This window comes from Nonomuraea sp. NPDC059007 (genome assembly GCF_042740555.1).
Taxonomy (GTDB): domain Bacteria; phylum Actinomycetota; class Actinomycetes; order Streptosporangiales; family Streptosporangiaceae; genus Nonomuraea.
The window spans coordinates 142154-161968 of sequence record NZ_JBHYJD010000023.1 but is presented as its reverse complement, the minus strand read 5'-3'; the positions used below and the strand labels follow the sequence as shown (position 1 = coordinate 161968).

The window sequence follows — 19815 nt, the reverse complement described above, 5'->3', positions numbered from 1 at the left end:
GGGGTGTGTGGTTGCTGTGGTGCGGCAGCTCACCCGAGCCGTGCGGAGGGTGGGGGGTGGGGGGGGGGCGCGGGGGCCCCTCTTCCCCCCCGCCCCACGTCTCTGCCTCGGGCGAGCGCGCGCCGCCCTTCGTCGAGCATGGCGTAGGTCTTGCCCACGCCGGGGGCCGCGCCCAGGTATATCCGCAGCGTCCCCCTCATAGATCCAGGTTACGGCTGGTACGGCGGCGCCACCCCCCAGCCCCACCGCGGTGTCGGCGCCTTGGCCGGAGGCTTCGCCCCGGGCTGCGAGTTGTGCAGGGCGAGCCGCGTCCCCCACTCGATGTATCCGGCGAAGGCGGCCCTGAACTCGGGGTCGTCCGGCAGCCCGACCTCGTCGGCCGCGTCCATCAGCAGGTTGACCCACCGGCGTCGCTGCTGCTCGGTGATGCCCTTGCCGAGGTGCTGGGAGAGCATGTGCGGGTAGCCGCCGCGCTCCTCGGTGTAGCGGGCGGGCCCGCCGAACACCTCGCTCAGCCACATGGCCACATAGCGGGGATGGCCCGGATCCATATGCGCGAAAAGCGGCCCGACCACGTCGTCCTTCTTCACTTTCGCGTAGAAGGTTTCGGTGAGCCGCTCGAACGCGTCGCTGCCGCCCGCCCAGTCGTACAGTGTCGGTACTTGCTCGTTGTCAGCCACGTAATCATGTAATCATGGATAGGCGGCACCTGTCATGGACCTCATCGGCAAAGGGCGCACAGCAGACGTTTTCGCACTATCTCCCACCAAAGTGCTTCGCCGCTACCGAGATGGAGACACCGCCCTCGACGAGGCCCGCGTGATGGAGCACGTACGCGCCCAGGGCTATCCGGTGCCCGAGGTGTTCGACGCGACCGAGACCGACCTGGTCATGGCCAGGCTGCACGGGCCCACGATGTTCGAGGTCCTGGTCAGGAAGCCGTGGACGGTCACCGGCCACGGGCGGCTGCTGGGCCGGCTGCACGACCGCCTCCACACGATCGAGGCGCCGGACTGGCTCGGCCCCTCCCCCGGCGACCGCGTGCTCCACCTCGACCTCCACCCGCTCAACGTGATCATGACGCCCGACGGCCCCTCGGTCATCGACTGGTGCAACGCCGCGGCGGGCGAGCCCGCGTTCGAGCTGGCCACGACCTACCTGACGCTGCGCACGAGCGAGATCCCGATCACGACGATCAAGCTGATCCGCCGCCCGCTCGCCCGCGCCCTCCTGCGCGGCAGCGCTACCGACCCGTCCCCGCGCCTGGCCGACGCCGCCGCGGCCCGCCTGCGCGACCCGCACACCACCCCTACCGAGCAGGTACGGCTGCGCCGTCTGCTGTGAGACAGCGCGGCCGGGTCCTGCGCTGGTAGTCCCAGGCCACCACCGCGAAGGCCAGCCCCACCCCGGTGAACCCGACGATCCCGGCCTGCGCGACATACCCCGGCAGCGCGTCCGTCCCGAAGACCAGCAGGTACCCCACCCCGAGCAGCCCGTACGGCCCGAGCGTCGCCCCCAGCCACGCCGGCACGAGCGGCAGCCAGCGCGGCACCCGCCGTCCGGCCAGTCCGGGCACCCACCGCGGCCACACCTGGCTCCACGGCCGGGTCATGGCCACGAGCAGGAAGATCCCGAGCGCGGCCAGCAGCGCGGTGAGATCGACGCCGAAGACGGCCAGCTCCGCCATGAGCCCGCCGTGCTCGGCGAGGACCGCCCGGTTCTCCAGCCCGAAGACCACCTTCGCTCCCGCATAGGGCAGGAACGAGGCGGCCCCCGCATAGGCAACCCACCGCACCCTCCTGGACGCCGTCGAGGCCTCGGGAAACCCCAGGGGCACCGGCCCGCCGTCCGCGTGCTCGTACCCGCACCTCCCGCACACGCCGTGCGCGCGTCTGCGGACGACCAGCGCCGACCCCATGAGCAGCAGCATCGTCACCACCCGCGCCGCCTTGGTCAGAAACGCCGGCCAGTTGTCCGGCCGGCCAAGTCCCAGCACGGTCACGAGATCCTGCAGCAGCCCGAACGTGCTGAAGGCCAGCACCACCACGCCCGCCCACACCACCCAGCCCCGCCTGAGCGCCAGCCCCGCCAGCCCGAGTGCGCCGCCGACGGCCCCCACCCACCCGAACGCCTCGCCGCCCGCCACACCCAGCACCACCACGAGCGCCGCGAACCCGCCCGCCGCGTACCCCACCCACCACGGCCATAGCCGCCAGATCCTTCGCATACCTCCATGCTCGACCGTGCGGCGGGCGCGTTCCTCCTCCCCAAGTCCGGTCGTACGGCTACCGCACCCGCGGCAGCCGGCTACCGCGACCGCGGTACGACCAGCCCCGACTCGTAGGCCACGACCACGAGCTGCGCCCGATCCCGCGCACCGAGCTTGGACATGGCCCGGTTCACATGCGTCTTGGCGGTCAGCGGGCGCATGCCCAGCTTCAGGGCGATCTCGTCGTTGCTGTGCCCTCTGGCCACCAGCGCCAGCACCTCCCGCTCCCGCCCGGTCAGCCCGTCCAGCGCGGGCACCTCGGCGGGCGCGGCGGCCGTGAACGCCTCGATCAGCCTCCTGGTCACCGCGGGCGCGAGCAGCGCGTCGCCCCTGGCGACCACGCGTACCGCGTGCAGCAGTTCCTCCGGCTCCACGTCCTTGACCAGGAAGCCGCTCGCGCCCGCCCGCAGCGCGGCGAAGACGTTGGCGTCCTGGGCGTAGGTGGTGAGCATGAGCACCCGCACGCCCTTGAGCTCGGGGTCGGCGGCGATCCTGGCGGTGGCGGTGAGCCCGTCGACCGCCGGCATGCGGATGTCCATCAGCAGCACGTCCGGCCGCTCGTCGCGGGCCAGGGCCACGGCGGCGCCGCCGTCGGCCGCCTCGCCCACGACCTCGATGCCGGGAGCCGACCGCAGGATCAGCCGGAACCCGCTGCGCACCAGCGCCTGGTCGTCGGCGAGCGCCACCCTGATCATCGGCGGCCCAGCGGCAGCCTGGCCGACACCTTCACGCCGGTCTGCTTTGTGGCCGAACTGACCCTGACGTGCCCGCCCAGCGCTCTGGCCCTGGCCTTCATGCCCTCGATGCCGCTCCCCGCCCGGCCGAGGCCGCCGGTGCCGTCGTCGGTGACGTCGATGAGCAGCGCGCGGGCCGTCCGCTCCAGCCGTACTCCGGCCGATGCGCCCGGTCCGGCGTGGCGCAGCGTGTTGGTGAGCGCCTCCTGGATGATGCGGTACGCGGCGTGGTCGACCTCTGGACGCAGTTGTCCGGGGCTTCCCGTGACCTCGACGGCCAGGCCGGCCTGGCGTACCGCGCCGAGGAGGTCGTCGATCCCGGCCAGCGACTCGCCCTCCTGGAAGACGCTGTCGCGGACCCGGCCCATGGCCTGTTTGCTGGTGTCGCGGATGTCCTGGAGCGCCTGCCGTACCTCGGGATGGGCGTCGCCGAGCAGGTGCAGCGCGGTGGCGGACTGCACGGTGATGGCGGCCATGCCGTGCCCGAGCACGTCGTGCAGCTCCCGTGCGACGCGCAGCCGCTCGTCGTGCTCGGCCGCGCGCGCCCTGGCGCGCACGAACTCCCCGGCCAGTACGGCGCAGCCCAGCATGCCCGCCCAGGTCAGCGTGAAGATGGCCCGCACCACGAGGTCCTCGGGCAGGAACGCCGCGCCCACCAGCACCGAGACCAGCCCGGCGGCGGTCCAGAGTCGCATCCCGCGCACCGCCACCGTGTACAGGCCGGCCAGCGCCGGGCCCATGATCAGGCCGGGCAGGTAGCCGAGACCGAGCAGCAGCCCCAGCGAACCGCAGGTCAGGACCAGCACCGCGGCGGGAAACCGGCGGCGCAGCGCGACCGCGGCGGCGCCCGCCAGATAGAGCGCGTAGAACAGCGTGTCGGGGTCGCGGCCGAAGGGCTGCTCCAGCGGCAGGAGGCCGGCCAGCGCCAGTCCGGCGGCCAGCAGCAGATCACCCATGACGCCATCCTTCCAGCCGCGCGAGATTAGGGCCTTGTTCACGATCACGAAGCCCCCCAAGATGCTTAGCGTGCTACAGAAGGGACGAGTGAGGTGGACAGCACGCTCACGGAAACACCGGTGCTCGCCCGACCGGCCGGACCATCGACGCGCCTGAACCGGCGCTGGTGGTGGGTGGCGGGGTCGCTCGTAGCGGCGGCCCTGCTGGTACAGACCCCCATGTGGATCAACGACATGCGCCTGAGCGCCCTGGTCGAGCGGGTACGCGCCTACCCGCTGCCGCCGGGCACCCAGCCCAACGTGGTCGCACAGGGCAAGGTCGGGCTGCAGATCGGCGACAGCAACCACTGCGATTACCTCGTACGGTTGTCGTTGGTCACGACGCTGCCGGAGGCGGCGATCGTGAAGTACTACGAGAGCACGACGATCCGCGGCGTCCAAGGCGGGACATTACCCGGCGAGGTGTACTTCGCCGGAGGAAAAGGACCGCGGCCGGTGATCGTGGAATTTCTGGAAATGCACGACGCCGGGCTGGATTTGCGTTGCCGGTGAAAACACGAAGGCCCTGATCGTAATGATCAGGGCCTTCACTGGTAGCGGGGACAGGATTTGAACCTGCGACCTCTGGGTTATGAGCCCAGCGAGCTACCGAACTGCTCCACCCCGCGTCGTCGTGCTTCACGAGACTATCCGCCACCGGCTGCCTGCGCAAACTGATACGCCGGAAGCGGCGAGGACCCCGCCGGGAAGGCGGGGTCCTCGTGAGTCATCCGCTGGTGGCGGTGGCCGTCGGTGAAGGCGGCGGTGTCGATGGAGGCGGTGTGGACGGCGGTGTGGACGCGGTGGGCGTCGCCGTCGGCGTGGGCTGCGGCTGGGTGGCTCCCAGCGCCTGCAGCTCCTTCAGTGCCGTCTCCAGCTTCTTCTGCGCCTCGCCGTACTTCACCCAGTCGGGCGGTGTGGCCTTCAGGGCCGCCTGGCCCTCCTGGTAGGCCTGCTCGACGGCGGTGATGGCCTTGGTCAGCGCGGTGGTGTTCGTGTTCGGCTTGGTCTCCGTGGGCTTCTCACCCGTCTGCGTCGGTGGCGCGACGCCGAAGACCTCCTTCAGGGCGGCGTCCAGCGTGTCGCCGAAGCCGACCTTGTCCCCGAACAACACCAGCACCTTGCGCAGGCTCGGGAAGCGGCCCGCGCTCTCCTCCTTCGGCTGGACGTAGACCGGCTCGACGTAGAGCAGGCCGCCGCCGAACGGAAGCGTGAGCAGGTTGCCGTAGATGACCTCGGTGGCGCCGCCGGTACCGCGCAGCAGGTTCAGCCGCTCGGAGACCGTCGGGTTCGACAGGAACGTGTTCTGTGCCTGTGGCGGACCCTGCACCGCCGTGTTGCTGGGTAGCTGGAGGATCTCCAGCTTCGCCTGCGACGGGTCGGCGGTGGCGTCCACGGCCATGAAGGCGGCCATGTTCTGCCGGCCGTTCGGGACGAAGGTCGTCGTCAGCGAGAACCGCTCGGTCCCCTCCGGCATCTTCATCGTCACGTAGTACGGCGGCTGCTTGCTCTTCTTGGTGGCCGGGTCCTCGGGGACCTTCCAGAAGTCCTGGCCGCCGAAGAACGCGCCCGGGTCGGTGACGTGGTACTGGGTCAGGATCTCCCGCTGCGCCTTGAACATGTCGGCCGGGTAGCGCAGGTGGTCGCGCAGCTCGGCCGGGATCTCGGCCTTCGGCTTGATGATCGTGCCGAACGTGTTCTGCCACGTCTTCAGCACCGGGTCGACGTCGTCCCACGCGTACAGGGTCACGGTGCCGTCGTAGGCGTCCACGGTGGCCTTGACCGAGTTGCGCATGTAGTTGATGACGTCGGTCGGCGCGGGCTGCGGCTGACCGGCCACCAGCCTGCTGGTCTGCACGTCGGTGGTCAGGTCGCCGAGGCTCTTGCGCTCGGAGTACGGGTAGGAGTCCGACGTCGTGTAGCCGTCGACGATCCAGACGATCCGGTTGTTCACGATCGCCGGGTACGGGTCCTTGTCCAGCGTCAGGAACGGCGCCACCTTGCCCACGCGCTCCAGCGGCTTGCGCTCGTACAGGATGCGCGAGAAGTCGTTGACGTCGGAGGAGAGCAGCAGGTTGGTCTCGCCGTACTTGGCGGCGTAGAGCAGCTTCGTGAAGAAGTTGCCGATGGGCACGCCGCCGTTGCCGGCGTAGGTGTTGTTCTTCTGCCCGCTGCCGCCCTGCTGGTCGTCGGGGTAGTCGAGCTCGACGCCCTGGCCGGGGCCGGGCTTGGGGCCGCCGACGATGGAGTACTCGGGAGAGTTCTCGCCGAAGTACACGCGGGGCTCGAACTTCGGCCCGATCAGGTCGCCGACCGGCGGGATGTCCTTGGCGTTGAAGACCGGCAGACCGCCGGAGCCCACCTGGTTGCCCGGCGCGGCCACGAAGCCGAAGCCGTGGGTGTAGACGAGGCGGCTGTTGATCCAGTTGCGCTCGGCCTCCGGCGGCATCCCGATGTCGCGGACCGAGACCACGGTGTCGCGGATCTTGCCGTCGGGCGCCTTGTAGCGGTCGATGTCCAGCTGCTCGGGGAACTGGTAGTAGCCCTTGATCTGCTGGAGCTGCTGGAACGTCGGCGACAGGATCGTCGGGTCGAGCAGGCGCAGACCGGGGATCGCGCTGGCCTCCTGCTGGAGTACCTGCTCGGTCGCGCTGGTCGTCGCGCCGTACTGCTTCACCGAGATGTTCTTGTCGTCGACCTTGAACGCGTCCCGCGTGGCCTGGATGTTTCTGGAGATCGACTCCTTCTCCTTGGCCTGCTGGTTCGGCTTGACCTGGAACTGCTCGACCAGCGCCGGGTAGACGCTGCCGATGAGCACGGCCGACAGCACGAGAAGGCCGAAGGAGACGCCCGGCAGCATGCCGCCGGAGCGGAACACGCCGGCGAACAGCATCGCGGCGCAGATCAGCGCGATGATCGCGAGGATGGTCTTGGCCGGAAGCACCGCGTTGAGGTCGGTGTAGGACGCGCCGAAGACCTTGCCGCGGTCGGAGAAGACCAGGCCGTAGCGGTCGACCCAGTAGGCCACCGCCTTCAGCAGCACGAACACGCCGAGCAGCACCGACAGGTGGGTGCGGGCCGCGCGCGAGGCGTGCACGCCCGGCGACTGCAGGCGGAAGCCGCCGTACAGGTAGTGCGTGATCGCGGCGAGCACGATCGAGATGATGATGGCGGTGAACAGGAAGTTCAGCACCATCCGGATGAACGGATAGTCGAACATGAAGAACGACACGTCCAGCCCGAACATCGGGTCTGTCTTGCCGGCCTTCACGCCGTTGGAGAACTGGAGCCAGGTCTTCCACTGGCCCGCCACCGACGACCCCGCGAACAACGCGAGCACGGCCATGCCCACGATGAAGATCAGCTTGCGGTGGGGGTCGAGCGCCATCCGGTAGCGGTCGGCGCCGCTGCCTCCGCCGAACATGGCGGGGCCGAACATCGGCCGCATCCTGAACGCCAGCAGCATGTTGCCGCCGGCTATGCCGACCATCAACAACGCGCCGACCAGGAACAACACGATCTGCGTCAGCATCACGCCGGAGAAGACCGAGGTGTACCTGACGGAGTCGAACCAGAGATAGTCGGTGTAAATGCCGGCAAACAGGAAGAAGAACGCCACAATCGCCACGAGGGCGATCGCGACAGGAAGCAGCAGTCGCGGGCGGCGGGGCAAGCGCATCGCCCTGCCGGCTCCTGGGGTCCGGAAGCTCAAGGCCAACCCCTCGTCGTGGTGAACAATCGTCTCGCTCTGGCAACCTACACCGGCGTGCCAGGTGTACGGCTAACGCACGACGGGCGCGAGAAGTTTCAGCCGGCCGTACATGCGGGAAGATCTGTCTTTCCCTGGCGCAGCGAATCGAGCGTCGTGACCATGTCGTGCAGGGTCTCCGCCTTCACCAGCCGCAGCCCGTCGGGCGCCGCCTTCAGCGCCTCGGCGCAGTTGTCGGCGGGGGTGAGGAAGAGCGTGGCGCCCGCCTTCTTGGCGCCGACCATCTTCTGCGCGATGCCGCCGATCGCCCCGACCTCGCCCTCCGGTGTGATGGTTCCGGTTCCCGCGATCGACTTGCCGCCGGTCAGGGAGCCGGGGGTGAGCTTGTCGACGATGCCGAGCGAGAACATCAGGCCGGCGCTCGGCCCGCCGACGTCGCCCACGCTGATGCTGACCTTGAACGGGAACTTGTACTTGGCCTGCATGGTCATCCCGACCATGGTCGCGCCCTTGTCGCCCGAGGTGGTCTTGACCGTGACGTCGAGCTTCTTCTCGCCCCTGGTGACGCCGAACACGACGTCGGCGCCCGGCTTGAGCGCGCGGACGGTCTCGCGGACCATGTCGACGTCGGTGACCTTCTTGCCGTCGATGGCGTTGATCTCGTCGCCCTTCTGCACCTTGCCGTCGGCGGGCTTGCCCTTCTCCGTGGAAAGGACCGTGACGACGGTGCTGTAAGGGATCTTGAGCTCGGTGAGCGCCGCGGCCGTCGCGTTGTCCTGCGAGTTGGCCATCTCGACGGTGTTCTCCTCCTCGACCTGCTTGGCGGTGCGGCTCTTGGGGAAGATCGTCTCCTCCGGCACCACCGCGACGTTCGGGTCGAGCCAGCCGCGCAGCGCGGTCATCAGGTCGATGCGGCTGCTGGGGCCGCCCTGGTAGGCGACGGTGACCAGGCTGAGCGCGCCGTCGGTCGGGAAGACCTGGCGGCCGGTGATCGCGATGACCGGCTTCTTGTCGACCTCACCGATGGTGTTCTCGGTCGGGCCGGGGCTCAGCACGACGTAGGGCACCTTCATGAGGGCGCCGACGACACCGAGGGCGAGCACCATAAAGCCCGCCACGAGCAGGGTCAGGGCACGTCGTGACATGGAGAGAGCTTATTCGCAGGCGCCGACCCACTCGGCCGACCCGTCCCCGAAGAGCTGATGTTTCCAGATGGGGACCTCGGCCTTGAGGTCGTCGATCAGGCGTCGTGAGGCGGCGAAGGCCTCGCCGCGGTGCGGGCAGGCCGCGGCGACGATGACCGCGATGTCGCCCAGCTCCAGGTCACCGACCCGGTGGACGGCGGCGAGCGCGGTCACCGGGAAGTCCGCGGCCACCTTCTCGGCCACGCGGCGCAGCTCCGCCGGCGCGGACGGGTGCGCCGAATAGGAGAGCCGCTTGACCGGCTTGCCCTGGTCCTGCTCGCGTACGGTGCCGACGAACAGGGTCGTCCCGCCCGCCGCGTGGTCGCCCACGGCGGCGTACACCTCGTCGACCGACAACGGGGTGTCGCGAATGTCTAGCAACCGGATGACGTCCACGCAAACAAGCCTACAGGCGGCGCCTCTTGCGGACCTGACGGACGATGGCGGCGGTGCCGATGACGGCCACGGTGGCGCCGGCCGCGGTGAGCGTCGCCTCCTTGACGGGCAGGCGGCGTCCGGCCACGGTGGTGCGGTTCTCGCGCAGTTCGAGCAGCTGCTCCAGGGCGGCCTCGTTGGTCCAGGCGGGTTTCCAGCCGGCCTCGCGCAGCTGGGCGCAGTCGACGACCCACGGGTAGACGACGTAGTGCAGGTCCGTGGCGGGCGCCGGGGTGATGCCCAGCCGGTGCAGGCGCTGGGCCGTGCCGAAGGTCAGGCCGGCGGGCAGCTCGAAGCGCCGGATGCCGGACAGTTCCTCCACCTGCTCCTGCTCCAGCCAGCCGTCGGAGCCCACGCCCACCACGCCGGTGACCACGCCGCGGGCGGCCAGCTCCAGCGCCGAGACCAGGTCCTCGATGTGGCAGAACTGCCAGCGCGGGTTGCAGCCCTTCACCGCCAGCAGCCGGGGCGACTCGAAGTGGCGGGTGATGACGGTGTCGACACCCGGGCCCACGACGGCGGCCGGGCGCACGACGGTCACGTCCAGGCCGGTGTTGCTCCTGATGGCCCGGCGGACCAGGGCCTCGATCTCCAGGTAGTCGCCGACGACGCCGGTGTCCGGCTCGGCGGCCACCGCGGAGTCCTCGGGCAGCGGGACCGGGTTGTCGGGGGCGGCGCCGTACACCATCGCGCTCGTGACGAGCACGACGCGGCGCACGCGCGCGGCCGCGCCGGCGGTGAGCACGGTCTGTGCGGCGCGCAGGTTGTACGCGCGGCGCTCACCGGGGTTGGAGTCGACGGCGTAGTCGCCGGCCAGGTGGACCAGCACGTCGATGTCGGAGATGCGGTTCGCCAAGAGCGGATCCCGGACGTCGATCACTCGCCAGGTGACGTCCTGGACGTCGCCGCGCTGCTCGTCGATGGCCACCACTCTGCGGAAATCCGCGGAGGTCGCGAGCCTCGCGAGCAGCTCGCGACCGAGGCCGGAGGCCGCGCCGGTGACGGCGACGACCGGTTGGCGCGGGCGTTTCGAGGTAGGCACACGGTCCTCACTTTGCACTGATCCGCCGTAGGACGACTAACGTGGCGGATGTGGACTCCTCCATCCTGCACGAGGTAGAGCGGTGACTGACCTGCCAGGTCGTGAAAACGACCCCAACGAAAACCCGTTCGCCATGTTCGGCAACCCTGAGCAGATGGCTCAGGCGATGCGCCAGTTCGCCGACATGCTGTCGGCGCCCCAGGGTTCCGGCCCTGTCAACTGGGACATGGCCAAGAACATCGCCCGACACGCGGTGGTCGCCGAGGGCGATCCCTCCGTCATGGACGGAGAACGCCGCCAGATCATCGACGCGCTCAGTCTGGCCGACCTGTGGCTCAACGAGGCCACGGCGCTGCCGAGCGGGGTGTCGAACCCGCAGGCGTGGAGCCGGTCCGAGTGGATCGAGAACACCGTCCCGGTGTGGCGCAAGCTGTGTGAGCCGATCGCCGAACGCATGGTCGAGACCATGGGCGGCGCGCTCGGCGGCGCCGGGCTGCCCGCCGAGGCCCAGCAGATGGCCGGGCCGCTCATGGGCATGCTCAAGCAGATGGGCGGCATGATGGTCGGCCAGCAGATCGGGCAGGCGCTCGGTTCGCTGGCGCGCGAGGTGATCGGCACGACCGACATCGGCCTGCCGCTGTCGGACACGGCCGCGCTGCTGCCCGGCGGCATCGCCTCCTTCAGCGACGGCCTCGAACTGCCCGCCGACGAGATCCGGCTGTACCTGGCGCTGCGCGAGGCGGCCCATCACCGGCTGTTCCAGCACGTGCCGTGGCTGCGTTCGCACCTGCTCGGCGCCGTCGAGGAGTACGCCAAGGGGATCACGGTCGACACCTCGGCGCTCGAAGAGCAGATCCGCGGCCTCGACATCAGCAACCCCGAGGCGCTCCAGGAGGCGTTGAGCGGCGGCGCGCTGCTCAAGCCCGAGGAGACCGAGCGGCAGAAGGCCGCGCTGGCCCGTCTGGAGACGATGCTGGCGCTGGTCGAGGGCTGGGTGGCGACCGTCGTGGACGCCGCCGCCGAGGGCAAGCTGCCTTCGGCCAACGCCCTCGCCGAGACGGTACGCAGGCGCCGCGCCACCGGCGGCCCCGCCGAGCTGACGTTCGGCACGCTGGTGGGCCTGGAGCTGCGTCCGCGCAGGCTGCGGGAGGCGGCGGCGCTGTGGCAGGCGCTGGAGGCCGACCGCGGGCTCGACGGCCGCGACTCGGTCTGGGGTCACCCCGACCTCATGCCGACGGCCGAGGACCTCGACCACCCGGACGCGTTCGTGAAGGGCGATTCCGACTGGGACATCTCCAAGCTGGACGAGCCCGGAGAATCGGAGTGACGCTGCGCTCCGACGCGGTCGCCGTGCTGACCGGCTGGTCGGCGCCGACCCCTGAGGAGGAGGTGCTGCGCAAGGAGTTCCTGGAGCACCTGGCGACGCACGCCGACGCCATGTACCGCGAGTGCGTTCCCGGGCACCTGACCGCGACCACCGCGGTGTTGTCCCACGACGGTGCGCGGGTCCTTCTGACGCTGCACCCGAAGGCGGGCATGTGGCTGCCGATGGGCGGCCACTGCGAGCGCGCCGACCGGACGCTGGTGGAGGTGGCGCTGCGGGAGGCCGGGGAGGAGTCCGGCATCTCCGGTCTCCGGCTGCTACCGGGGCCGCTGGCGCTGGACCGGCACGAGGTCTGGTGTCATCCGCCGCGTTCGTGGCACCTTGACGTGGAGTTCGCCGCCGTGGCGCCCGAGGGCGCGGAGGCGGTGATCAGCGAGGAGTCCCTGGACCTGCGCTGGTTCCCGGTGGAGGAGATCCCCGAGCTGTCCGACGAGGCGACCAGGCGGCTGGCCAGGCGCGGCAGGGCGGCACTTCTGGCCTGAGGGGGTTTCGCGGTGGTCGGAGGGACGATCGTCACTCCTGCCCGCCGTGCGCCGGTGCGCGCGTCCCTCGCCTGGATCCTGGTCGTCCCCTTCGCCGTCTGGGCTGTGGCGCGGGTGGCCGGGCTTGAACGTGGCGGGCCGTTGACGCAGGTCATGTCGGCCACGCCGTACGTGGCCCTGGGGTCGCTGCTGCCCGTCCTCGTCGCGGTGTCCGGGCGGCGGCCCGTCGCGGCGTGCGTCGCCGTCGTCACCACGGTCGCGCTGGCGTTGTGCGTGCTGCCCCGGGCGTTCGGTGACGGGGCCGTCGCGGGCGGCCGGCCGTTCACGGTGCTGTCGGTGAACTTGCTGGCCGGGCGGGCCGATCCCGCGGCTCTGATGGATCTGGTACGGCGGGTGCGGCCCGATGTCCTGAGTGCCCAGGAACTGACGCCCGAGGCCGTGGACCGGCTGGACGGCGCCGGGCTGGGCGGAATGATGCCGTACCGGGAGCTTCAGGCGGACCGGGGCGTGTTCTCGCGGCACCCGCTGACCGGTCCGGTGGTCACCCTGCCCGGCGGTGGTCGGGTGGAGGTCCTCGCGGTGCATCCGCCGCGGCCCACGTCGGAGAATCTGGAGCTATGGCGTACGGCTCTCGCGTCACTGCCCGCCGCCTCGGAGGAGATCCCGCGGATCCTGGCCGGCGACTTCAACGCCACGCTCGACCACGCGGCACTGCGCGAGGTGCTGGCCCGCGGGTACACGGACGCGGCCGACCGGGCCGGCGCCGGGCTGGTGCCCACCTGGCCGGCGAACACGCGGCTGCCGCCGATGATCACGATCGACCACGTGCTGGTCGACGCCCGCATTGGGGTGCGGGAGGTCGGTGTGCACACCCTGCCGGGGACCGACCACCGGGCGGTGGTGGCCCGGCTAGAACTTCCCCAGGAGGGCGCGGGTGTTGTCCCAGCCTTCGAGACCGGGGTCCAGGCGGAGGACGTCCTCGGGGGTACGCAGGCGGTGCCAGCCGGGTGACGCGGCGACCAGGCGGCGGCCGGGGGCCTGGGCGCGCAGGTCGGCCACCGGGTCGTGGGCGTCCAGGTCGGGATCGGCCCAGTCGGGGAGGGGGAGGTGGCAGGCCAGGGCGACGGCGCCGCCGTACTCGGAGGGGCACAGGGTGAGCTGGGCGCGGCCGAGTTCGCGAAAGAGCTTGCCGATGAGGAGCGGGGGCAGGTCGGGGGCGTCGGCGTTGATGACGGCGGCCTGTTCGCCCGGGAGGCGGTTGATGATGTTCTTCAGGGGCTCGTCGTCATCTATGGTGATCACTTCGGTGCCGGGCCAGACGATCTCCTCCAGGCCGGGCACGCTCGTCACCAGCACCGGAGTGACGAGTTCGAGACCGGCCACCATCTCGTAGGTGTCCTCGGCCACGGCCGTCAGGAACTCCTCCTGATCCACTCCGTCAGGCGCCGCCTTCGCCATGTTCCGGCGCGCGAGAACCGCGACGGTGCGGATCAACATTCCTCCGGGGCGTTGTGCGCGGCGGCGGAGAATCCTTCGAGGAAGCCGCGCGCCCGCTCGGCCTTGGGATACTGTTCGACCAGAGCCCAGAACTGCGGGCCGTGGCTCGGCACCAGCAGGTGCACGAGCTCGTGGATGATGACGTAGTCGATGACCCATTCCGGCAGGCCCTTGAGGCGGGTCGAGATCCTGATCGTGGCGTTGTCCGGGGTGCACGAGCCCCATCGGTGCTGCTGGTTGTCCACCCAGCGGACGGTGGCGGGCCGCGCTCTTCCGTCGAGGTACTTCGCCGACAGCTCGTTGGCTCTGGCCTGGAGTCCTTCGTCGGTGGGTCTACGCCGTCGCTCCTTGGCCGCCAGCCGATCGAGCATCCGGCTCACCCATTCATCAGCGTCTTCGCCGCTCAGCCATGCGGGCAAGAGCACGATCGTCTTGTCGCCGTCTCGGTATGCGGAGACCGTACGCCGGCGACGAGAACTTCGACGGACCTCGACTGTCTCGGGGGGCACATATGCACGTTAGCCGACACCGGCCGAATTCCACAGGGGGTGAGCCCTGTTTTAGCTGGTCAGATGATTAAGAGCCGGTGAATTTGGGCACCCGCCTTTCCCGATGGGCCCGAAGACCCTCCACCATGTCGGCGGAAGCCATGGTCACGGGCTGGGCGAGGGCCTCCCAGCGGAGGGCGGCTTCGAGATCCTGATGATCCCCATTTAGCGCGGATTTGGTGAGTTTCGCGGCGATGGGGGCGGTTGAGGCGACCTTGAGGGCGATCTCTTGAACGGCACGGCTAAGGTCATTTCCCGCGAATGCCCGATTTATCAGACCTTCTGATGCTGCTTCTACTCCTGTCAGGACACGTCCGGTCAGGAGCATCTCGCGTGCCAGCCTCAGGCCTCCCGTCTTCGGCAGCAGGTACGTGGCGGCCATGCCCGGGTGCAGGCCCAGGGAGGTGAACGGGGCCAGCAGTTTGGCGTCCTCCGCCGCGTAGACGAGGTCACAGGCCAGGGCCAGGCAGAGGCCCGCCCCTACGGCGGCGCCGTTCACGGCGGCGATCGTGGGGATTTCCAGGTGGGTGATGGAGAGCCACGTTCGGTAGAAGGTGAGCATGCGGTCCCTGAGGTCCGGGACCGATTCGGTGGCTCTTTCCGACAGCCAGGACAGGTCTCCGCCCGCGGAGAAGGCGCTGCCCGCTCCGGTGATCACCAGGCAGCGGGCGGTTCTGTCCTTGGCCAGGGCGGTCATTTCCTGGGACCAGCGTTGGGTCATGGCGTCGGTCATGGCGTTGCGACGGTCGGGGAGGTTGAAGGTCACCCAGACGACGCCGTCGTCCGAACGGTCGACCAAGAGCTCGCTCATGCCCAAGATCGTAACCCCGCCCTCCCGGCCCGCCTCTGCTCCCTGCCCCGCTACCGCCACCCACCGCCCTCCCATCTCGGCCCCCGACCACTCCCCGCCGGCGCCCCTCCCGCTGTCGCCGCCTGCACCTCCGTACCCTGCCACTTCCCGCCCTCCTCCTCTGTCCAGTACCTCCCGCTGCCGTACGACCCGAGGACTCCACCCCTCCGACCCCCGCCTCTCCTGCCATGGACGTTTCTCGCGTCTCGCCCGCACTGGGTTCAGCACCCCCACACCCCGGTCTGACACCGCGCCGGTTTGCCCAGGTATGGCGGGACCTTCATCCACAGCCCTCTGACCAGCGGAAGAAGTTATCCACAGCCCGTGACAACCGCCCCCACAACCGCCTCCGATGATGGAACCCTGACCGTCATGAGGCCCCGCGTGAAACCCTCCCTGCGCCGCATCCTCAGAGACGAGCGCACCCTCCAGTTCGGCGTGCACCCGATGCAGGCCGTCGTGCTCACCGACCTCACCCCACCGCTTCGAGCCTGGATCGAGTCCCTGGACGGCACCCAGGACCTGGCCCAAGCCGTGAAGCACGCCGTAAAAGCAGGCATGGAAGAGCAGGCAGCCAGAACCCTCCTCGCAGAACTCACCGCCCAAGGCGTCCTGGACGACGCCTCGATCCCGCTCACGATCCTGAATGACATCCCCCTGCCGGAACGAGACCGCCTCCGTCCCGACCTGGACGCCCTGGACCTGGCCAGAGACAACCCCGCAGGCGGCCTGCCCACCCTCAGCCGCCGCCGTAACGCCCGCGTCCGGGTCTACGGCGCAGGCCGCCTGGGCGCGTCGATCGTCAACCTCCTGGCCGCAGCCGGTGTGGGAACGATCCGCGTAATCGACCCCTCTCCCACCCGCCCCGAAGACCTGGTCCCCGGCGGCCTCACATGGTCCGAACTCGGCCTCCCCCGAGAAGAAGCCTCCGTCGCCACCGCCACCCGCCTGATCACCTGCCCCCACACATCCACCCACCAACCCACCCAAGATCCCCCCGCAAAACAACGCCGCCGATCGCAACAACCCACCCAGCCGACCCCCCAAGACCCCTCCCACGATCTTCAGGACGCCACCCACGACACTCGAAACCCCAAGCCCAAGCCTCAGGCCTCCGCCCAAGCCACTCGAAGCTCCACCCGCGAGGCTGGCGACTCCGCCCAGGCCAATCGGACCTCCGCGCCCGACGTCGGAGGCTCCACCCGCGACGTCCGGGATTCCGCCCAAGCCACTCGAAGCTCCGCTCGCCAGACCCGTGACTCCGCCCAGGGCATGCGGACCTCCACCCCTGACGCCCATGACGCCCGTAATGCCCGGGATGCCCGGGATGCCGCGCACGACGCTCGGAAGCCGAGCCGGCCGACCCAAGCGGCTCGTCAGCGGACCGGGGTCATCAGCCAATCGATCGAGGACACCCACCCCGGTGGCGGCAAACGACGTCCGGCCTCGCCCTCCCAGCCCGGCTCGCCCTCACGGACGTCGGCCACGCCGGCAGAACCCGCACCACCGGCCAGGCCGGCGCCAGCGCCCTATGCCCGGTTCGTCGCGGGCGGGCCGTATCTCAACGACCGCTCCGATCTTCCGCACCTGGTCATCCTCGCTCCGGTGGGCCCGCTGGACGGGATCCTGGTGACCGAACTGACCGCGCTCAACATCCCGCACATGCTGGTCTCCGGCTTCGAGGGCTACGGAACGGTGGGCCCGCTGGTGCACCCGAGCCAGAGCGCATGCCTGCATTGCCTGGACCTGACCCGCCGCGACCGCGATCCGGGCTGGCCCATGGTCACCGCTCATCTGGGCGGCTACCCCGCGGGCGAGATCGCCTGCGACACCACCCTGGCCGCCCTGGTGGCCGCGGAAGCCTCCAGGCACGCCCTCGCCTACCTTGACGGCCACCCTTCGATTGTGACCAACGGCACAATCGACATATTGCCTGATTGGCAGAGGAAGCGGCGGACCTGGGCGATCCACCCGCAATGTAGGTGTATACGCAACAATCCTGATTCGCTAAGAATGGTCAGAGCGGCCACCCGCGACTAAACCCAGCCAAATCACGCCAGTTATCCCACGCCACAGCCCCAGTCACCCGGGGGTCCGCGACCAGACCTCTGGGCACGCGCCATACAGTCACAAGCAAGCGCCCCGCATCCAGCGGGAACACGCACCACCCTCGCACCCAGCGAGGCTCCCCTCCCGACCTCGCACCCAGCGAGGTTCCCTCCGGGCCTCGCATCCCGCGAGGCAGCACCGCCCGGCCTCGCATCCCGCGAGGCACCCCCTCGACCTCGCAGCCAGCGAGGCAGCACCTTTCGACCTCGCATCGAGCGAGATCGTCCCTTTCCGCCTCGCAGCCAGCGAGACGTCCCTCATGACCTCAGCATCCAGCGAGGTGTACCCCGGCCCCGCACCCAGCGAGGCAACCTCCTCGGCCTTGCATCCAGCAGGGCAACCCGTCGCTCCACACCGAACACGCGACGCCGCGAATCCCCGCACCCGGCGGGGCGATCTCGACACCGCTCGGGTCAGGCGCGGCCACCGCCGTATCGGTTCCCGTCAGGTACGAGCTGCCATACCCATACGGCTTGCCGTACAAGAGGGGAAGAAGCTCGAACCAGCGGGCACCATGTGCTCGCGACCAGCGCCAACGCACGGCAGGAAGCCTGCTGCCAGCGGGATCCGCATCAGTGGGCCCACGGCCGCACCCGCGATGCCCCGCAGTCGGCGGGGTTCGCACGATCGAAGGCTCGCAGCCAGCGGGACCGGCACCACCAGCACATCGCCCGTGTCCGACGGGCATCAGGGGAGACCATTGGGCCTGGAAGCCACCGGGCCGGGTCCGCGACCATGCGCACATGGGTCGACCACGGAAGGGGGAAGTGGCGCCTCAACGGGACGCCGCGTACTAGGGTGAGCGATCTTCCGCGCCGCGCAGTCACGCGCTCCGCCAAGCTGGCCACGCTTCCGATCAGTTTCGCGGGCCGCACGGCCCTGGGTATCGGGAAGCGTATCGGCGGCAAATCCGCCGAGATCGTCGCACAGGAGATCCAGCAGCGTACCGCCGAGCAGATCTTCAAGGTCCTCGGTGAGCTCAAGGGCGGTGCGATGAAGCTGGGCCAAGCGCTGTCCATCTTCGAAGCCGCTCTGCCGCCGGAGATCGCCGGGCCTTATCGAGCCACGCTGACCAAACTCCAGGACGCCGCTCCGCCGCTGCCCGTGGCCACCGTTCACAAGGTGCTGGCCGAGCAGTTGGGTGATGACTGGCGGGAGAATTTCATCTCCTTCGAGGACCAGCCCACCGCTGCCGCCTCGATCGGACAGGTCCATCGTGCGGTTTGGCACGACGGCCGTGACGTTGCGGTCAAAGTCCAGTACCCCGGCGCCGGCAAGGCGCTTCTCGGTGATTTCACCCAGTTGGCTCGGCTGGGCAAGTTGTTCGGTGTCATGTTGCCTGGTCTCGACATCAAGGCCGTGCTGGCCGAACTCCGCGAACGTATCGCCGAAGAGCTCGACTACTTCCACGAGGCCGAAGCCCAGCACGCCTTCGCGCAGGAGTTCCACGGCGACCCCGACTTCCAGGTGCCCGACGTGATCGCCGCCAACGAGATGGTCCTGGTGACCGAGTGGATGGACGGTACGCCGCTGTCCCGCATCATCACCGATGGCACGAAGGAAGAGCGTGACCGGGCGGGGCTGCTGCTCGTACGGTTCCTGTTCTGCTCGCCGGCTCGGGTGGGCATGCTCCACGCGGACCCTCATCCCGGTAACTTCCGCATGCTTGAGGACGGCCGACTCGGTGTCCTGGACTTCGGCGCGGTCAACCGGCTCCCCGACGGGTACCCCAAGGCGTTCGGGAAACTCACCCGCATCTTCAACCACGGCGACATGGAAACGGTCATGAACGGCCTTCGCGACGAGGGCTTCATCCGACCCCACATCGAGATCGACGCCGATGCTCTGCGCGCGTTCCTGGCGCCGTATGTCGAGCCGACGGCCGTGGAGGAGTTCACGTTCAGCCGCGAGTGGCTCCAGGCGCAGGCCGCCAGCGTGACCGACCTCCGGCCCAACAACGTGGTGCGCCAGCTCAACCTTCCTGTCTCGTATGTCCTCATCCATCGGGTGCACGCCGCGGGCATCGGCGTCCTGTGCCAGCTCGGAGCCACCGCCCGATTCCGCGACGAGGTCATCCGCTGGGTCCCAGGCTTCGCCGACGACCCGGACGAAGCCACCGATTCCATCCCCGTTTCCTGATCTCCGAACACAAGCAACCCAGAAACGCCGCCGCCGAGCCTTACGCACCTTTGGCGACCGCTATCTCCTGACGCTGAACATCCGTAAGTGGCCATAAAGGCCTTCGGAACACGCCCGCCGCGGAACGCCCGCCCTTCGGAGATGGCCTGCGCCGAGGCGATCGGCCGGGGATGGTCCGGCCAACACTTCATGGGCGGAGGGTCATGCGGTCCGGAGTGGCCTGAGCCAGGGGGTCAGGTGAGCCGAGGTGGCGTGGGCCGGGGGTCAAATGGGCCGGAGTGGCCAGGGGCCAAGGGGCCAGGGGCCAGGGGCCGAGGTGGTGTGCGCCGGGGGTCACGTGGGCCGGGGGCGTGCACCGGGGCCGGGGCGGGGGCGCCGGGGATCACGTGAACCGGGGGCGTGCACCGGGGCCGAGGCGGGGGCGCCGGGGATCACGTG

At 69.7% G+C, this 19815-nt stretch carries 18 protein-coding genes, 1 tRNA gene and 1 pseudogene; 7 read left to right on the top strand and 13 right to left on the bottom strand.

The window, feature by feature from the left end:
* Together ACFWY5_RS33205 and ACFWY5_RS33200 are read right to left on the bottom strand one after the other, a co-directional pair.
* A pseudogene (locus ACFWY5_RS33205) lies at positions 1–200 on the bottom strand (hypothetical protein); the annotation flags it as partial.
* 9 nt (positions 201–209) lie between these two features.
* A complete protein-coding gene (locus tag ACFWY5_RS33200) occupies positions 210–680 on the bottom strand; it encodes a group II truncated hemoglobin (RefSeq protein ID WP_379610474.1) in 471 nt (156 codons plus the stop codon).
* Between the two features lie 34 nt (positions 681–714).
* On the opposite strand from ACFWY5_RS33200, the gene ACFWY5_RS33195 reads away from it, so the two are divergent.
* Positions 715–1344, top strand: a complete 630-nt coding sequence (locus ACFWY5_RS33195; RefSeq protein ID WP_379636595.1) for a phosphotransferase — start codon at positions 715–717, stop codon at positions 1342–1344.
* Here ACFWY5_RS33195 and ACFWY5_RS33190 read toward each other — a convergent pair.
* From ACFWY5_RS33190 to ACFWY5_RS33180, 3 genes are all read right to left on the bottom strand, one after another.
* Positions 1310–2227, bottom strand: coding sequence for a hypothetical protein (locus tag ACFWY5_RS33190; protein ID WP_379636593.1), 918 nt, complete (start codon positions 2225–2227; stop codon positions 1310–1312). The two genes, ACFWY5_RS33195 and ACFWY5_RS33190, sit on opposite strands and share 35 nt — an antisense overlap.
* 80 nt (positions 2228–2307) lie before the next feature.
* Positions 2308–2964 (bottom strand): response regulator, encoded by a 657-nt coding sequence (locus ACFWY5_RS33185; RefSeq protein WP_379636591.1) that lies wholly within the window; start codon positions 2962–2964, stop codon positions 2308–2310.
* Entirely contained in the window at positions 2961–3959 is a 999-nt protein-coding gene (locus ACFWY5_RS33180; RefSeq protein WP_379636589.1) for a sensor histidine kinase, read from the bottom strand. The genes ACFWY5_RS33185 and ACFWY5_RS33180 overlap by 4 nt, the downstream gene beginning before the upstream one ends.
* Before the next feature lie 93 nt (positions 3960–4052).
* On the opposite strand from ACFWY5_RS33180, the gene ACFWY5_RS33175 reads away from it, so the two are divergent.
* On the top strand, positions 4053–4511 hold the full coding sequence (locus tag ACFWY5_RS33175) for a hypothetical protein (protein WP_379636587.1): 459 nt from the start codon (positions 4053–4055) through the stop codon (positions 4509–4511).
* A gap of 39 nt (positions 4512–4550) precedes the next feature.
* On the opposite strand, the gene ACFWY5_RS33170 is transcribed toward ACFWY5_RS33175, so the two are convergent.
* From ACFWY5_RS33170 to ACFWY5_RS33150, 5 genes are all read right to left on the bottom strand, one after another.
* A tRNA-Met gene (locus ACFWY5_RS33170) sits at positions 4551–4627 on the bottom strand.
* 98 nt (positions 4628–4725) lie between these two features.
* Positions 4726–7677 (bottom strand): UPF0182 family protein, encoded by a 2952-nt coding sequence (locus tag ACFWY5_RS33165; protein ID WP_379636585.1) that lies wholly within the window; start codon positions 7675–7677, stop codon positions 4726–4728.
* A gap of 128 nt (positions 7678–7805) precedes the next feature.
* A complete protein-coding gene (locus ACFWY5_RS33160) occupies positions 7806–8852 on the bottom strand; it encodes a PDZ domain-containing protein (RefSeq protein WP_379610482.1) in 1047 nt (348 codons plus the stop codon).
* A 9-nt stretch (positions 8853–8861) separates the two neighbouring features.
* Positions 8862–9287 carry a molybdenum cofactor biosynthesis protein MoaE gene (locus ACFWY5_RS33155; RefSeq protein ID WP_379610483.1) on the bottom strand — a complete coding sequence of 142 codons (426 nt, stop codon included), beginning with the start codon at positions 9285–9287 and terminating at the stop codon, positions 8862–8864.
* Positions 9288–9297: 10 nt separating this feature from the next.
* The gene (locus ACFWY5_RS33150) at positions 9298–10368 is read right to left on the bottom strand and encodes an NAD-dependent epimerase/dehydratase family protein (RefSeq protein WP_379610484.1); all 1071 of its coding nucleotides are present in this window, start codon (positions 10366–10368) and stop codon (positions 9298–9300) included.
* A gap of 133 nt (positions 10369–10501) precedes the next feature.
* Here ACFWY5_RS33150 and ACFWY5_RS33145 point away from each other — a divergent pair, with 133 nt between their 5' ends.
* The 3 genes from ACFWY5_RS33145 to ACFWY5_RS33135 are packed head-to-tail and all read left to right on the top strand — an operon-like array spanning position 10502 to position 13245.
* Complete coding sequence (locus ACFWY5_RS33145) at positions 10502–11695, top strand: zinc-dependent metalloprotease (protein ID WP_379610781.1); 1194 nt, start codon at positions 10502–10504, stop codon at positions 11693–11695.
* Positions 11692–12234 (top strand): NUDIX hydrolase, encoded by a 543-nt coding sequence (locus ACFWY5_RS33140; protein ID WP_379610485.1) that lies wholly within the window; start codon positions 11692–11694, stop codon positions 12232–12234. Before ACFWY5_RS33145 ends, ACFWY5_RS33140 begins: the two co-directional genes overlap by 4 nt.
* Before the next feature lie 54 nt (positions 12235–12288).
* On the top strand, positions 12289–13245 hold the full coding sequence (locus tag ACFWY5_RS33135; protein WP_379636583.1) for an endonuclease/exonuclease/phosphatase family protein: 957 nt from the start codon (positions 12289–12291) through the stop codon (positions 13243–13245).
* Here the strand turns inward: ACFWY5_RS33135 and ACFWY5_RS33130 are convergent.
* From ACFWY5_RS33130 to ACFWY5_RS33120, 3 genes are all read right to left on the bottom strand, one after another.
* The gene (locus tag ACFWY5_RS33130) at positions 13144–13731 is read right to left on the bottom strand and encodes a hypothetical protein (protein WP_379610487.1); all 588 of its coding nucleotides are present in this window, start codon (positions 13729–13731) and stop codon (positions 13144–13146) included. The genes ACFWY5_RS33135 and ACFWY5_RS33130 overlap by 102 nt on opposite strands.
* Positions 13725–14102, bottom strand: a complete 378-nt coding sequence (locus ACFWY5_RS33125; protein ID WP_379610488.1) for a M48 family metallopeptidase — start codon at positions 14100–14102, stop codon at positions 13725–13727. Before ACFWY5_RS33125 ends, ACFWY5_RS33130 begins: the two co-directional genes overlap by 7 nt.
* Before the next feature lie 205 nt (positions 14103–14307).
* Entirely contained in the window at positions 14308–15090 is a 783-nt protein-coding gene (locus tag ACFWY5_RS33120; RefSeq protein WP_379636581.1) for an enoyl-CoA hydratase/isomerase family protein, read from the bottom strand.
* A gap of 498 nt (positions 15091–15588) precedes the next feature.
* On the opposite strand from ACFWY5_RS33120, the gene ACFWY5_RS33115 reads away from it, so the two are divergent.
* Positions 15589–17169, top strand: coding sequence for a ThiF family adenylyltransferase (locus ACFWY5_RS33115; protein WP_379636579.1), 1581 nt, complete (start codon positions 15589–15591; stop codon positions 17167–17169).
* Between the two features lie 867 nt (positions 17170–18036).
* Positions 18037–19377 (top strand): ABC1 kinase family protein, encoded by a 1341-nt coding sequence (locus ACFWY5_RS33110; RefSeq protein ID WP_379610782.1) that lies wholly within the window; start codon positions 18037–18039, stop codon positions 19375–19377.
* Positions 19378–19815: the final 438 nt, after the last annotated feature.

What these genes read in the sequence shown, in the direction of transcription:
- ACFWY5_RS33195 (WP_379636595.1), top strand. Translation starts at nt 715, where the DNA reads ATGGACCTCATCGGCAAAGGGCGCACAGCAGACGTTTTCGCACTATCT.
- ACFWY5_RS33190 (WP_379636593.1), bottom strand. Translation starts at nt 2,227, where the DNA reads ATGCGAAGGATCTGGCGGCTATGGCCGTGGTGGGTGGGGTACGCGGCG.
- ACFWY5_RS33185 (WP_379636591.1), bottom strand. Translation starts at nt 2,964, where the DNA reads ATGATCAGGGTGGCGCTCGCCGACGACCAGGCGCTGGTGCGCAGCGGG.
- ACFWY5_RS33180 (WP_379636589.1), bottom strand. Translation starts at nt 3,959, where the DNA reads ATGGGTGATCTGCTGCTGGCCGCCGGACTGGCGCTGGCCGGCCTCCTG.
- ACFWY5_RS33165 (WP_379636585.1), bottom strand. Translation starts at nt 7,677, where the DNA reads ATGCGCTTGCCCCGCCGCCCGCGACTGCTGCTTCCTGTCGCGATCGCC.
- ACFWY5_RS33160 (WP_379610482.1), bottom strand. Translation starts at nt 8,852, where the DNA reads ATGTCACGACGTGCCCTGACCCTGCTCGTGGCGGGCTTTATGGTGCTC.
- ACFWY5_RS33145 (WP_379610781.1), top strand. Translation starts at nt 10,502, where the DNA reads ATGTTCGGCAACCCTGAGCAGATGGCTCAGGCGATGCGCCAGTTCGCC.
- ACFWY5_RS33130 (WP_379610487.1), bottom strand. Translation starts at nt 13,731, where the DNA reads ATGTTGATCCGCACCGTCGCGGTTCTCGCGCGCCGGAACATGGCGAAG.
- ACFWY5_RS33125 (WP_379610488.1), bottom strand. Translation starts at nt 14,102, where the DNA reads ATGCTCGATCGGCTGGCGGCCAAGGAGCGACGGCGTAGACCCACCGAC.
- ACFWY5_RS33120 (WP_379636581.1), bottom strand. Translation starts at nt 15,090, where the DNA reads ATGAGCGAGCTCTTGGTCGACCGTTCGGACGACGGCGTCGTCTGGGTG.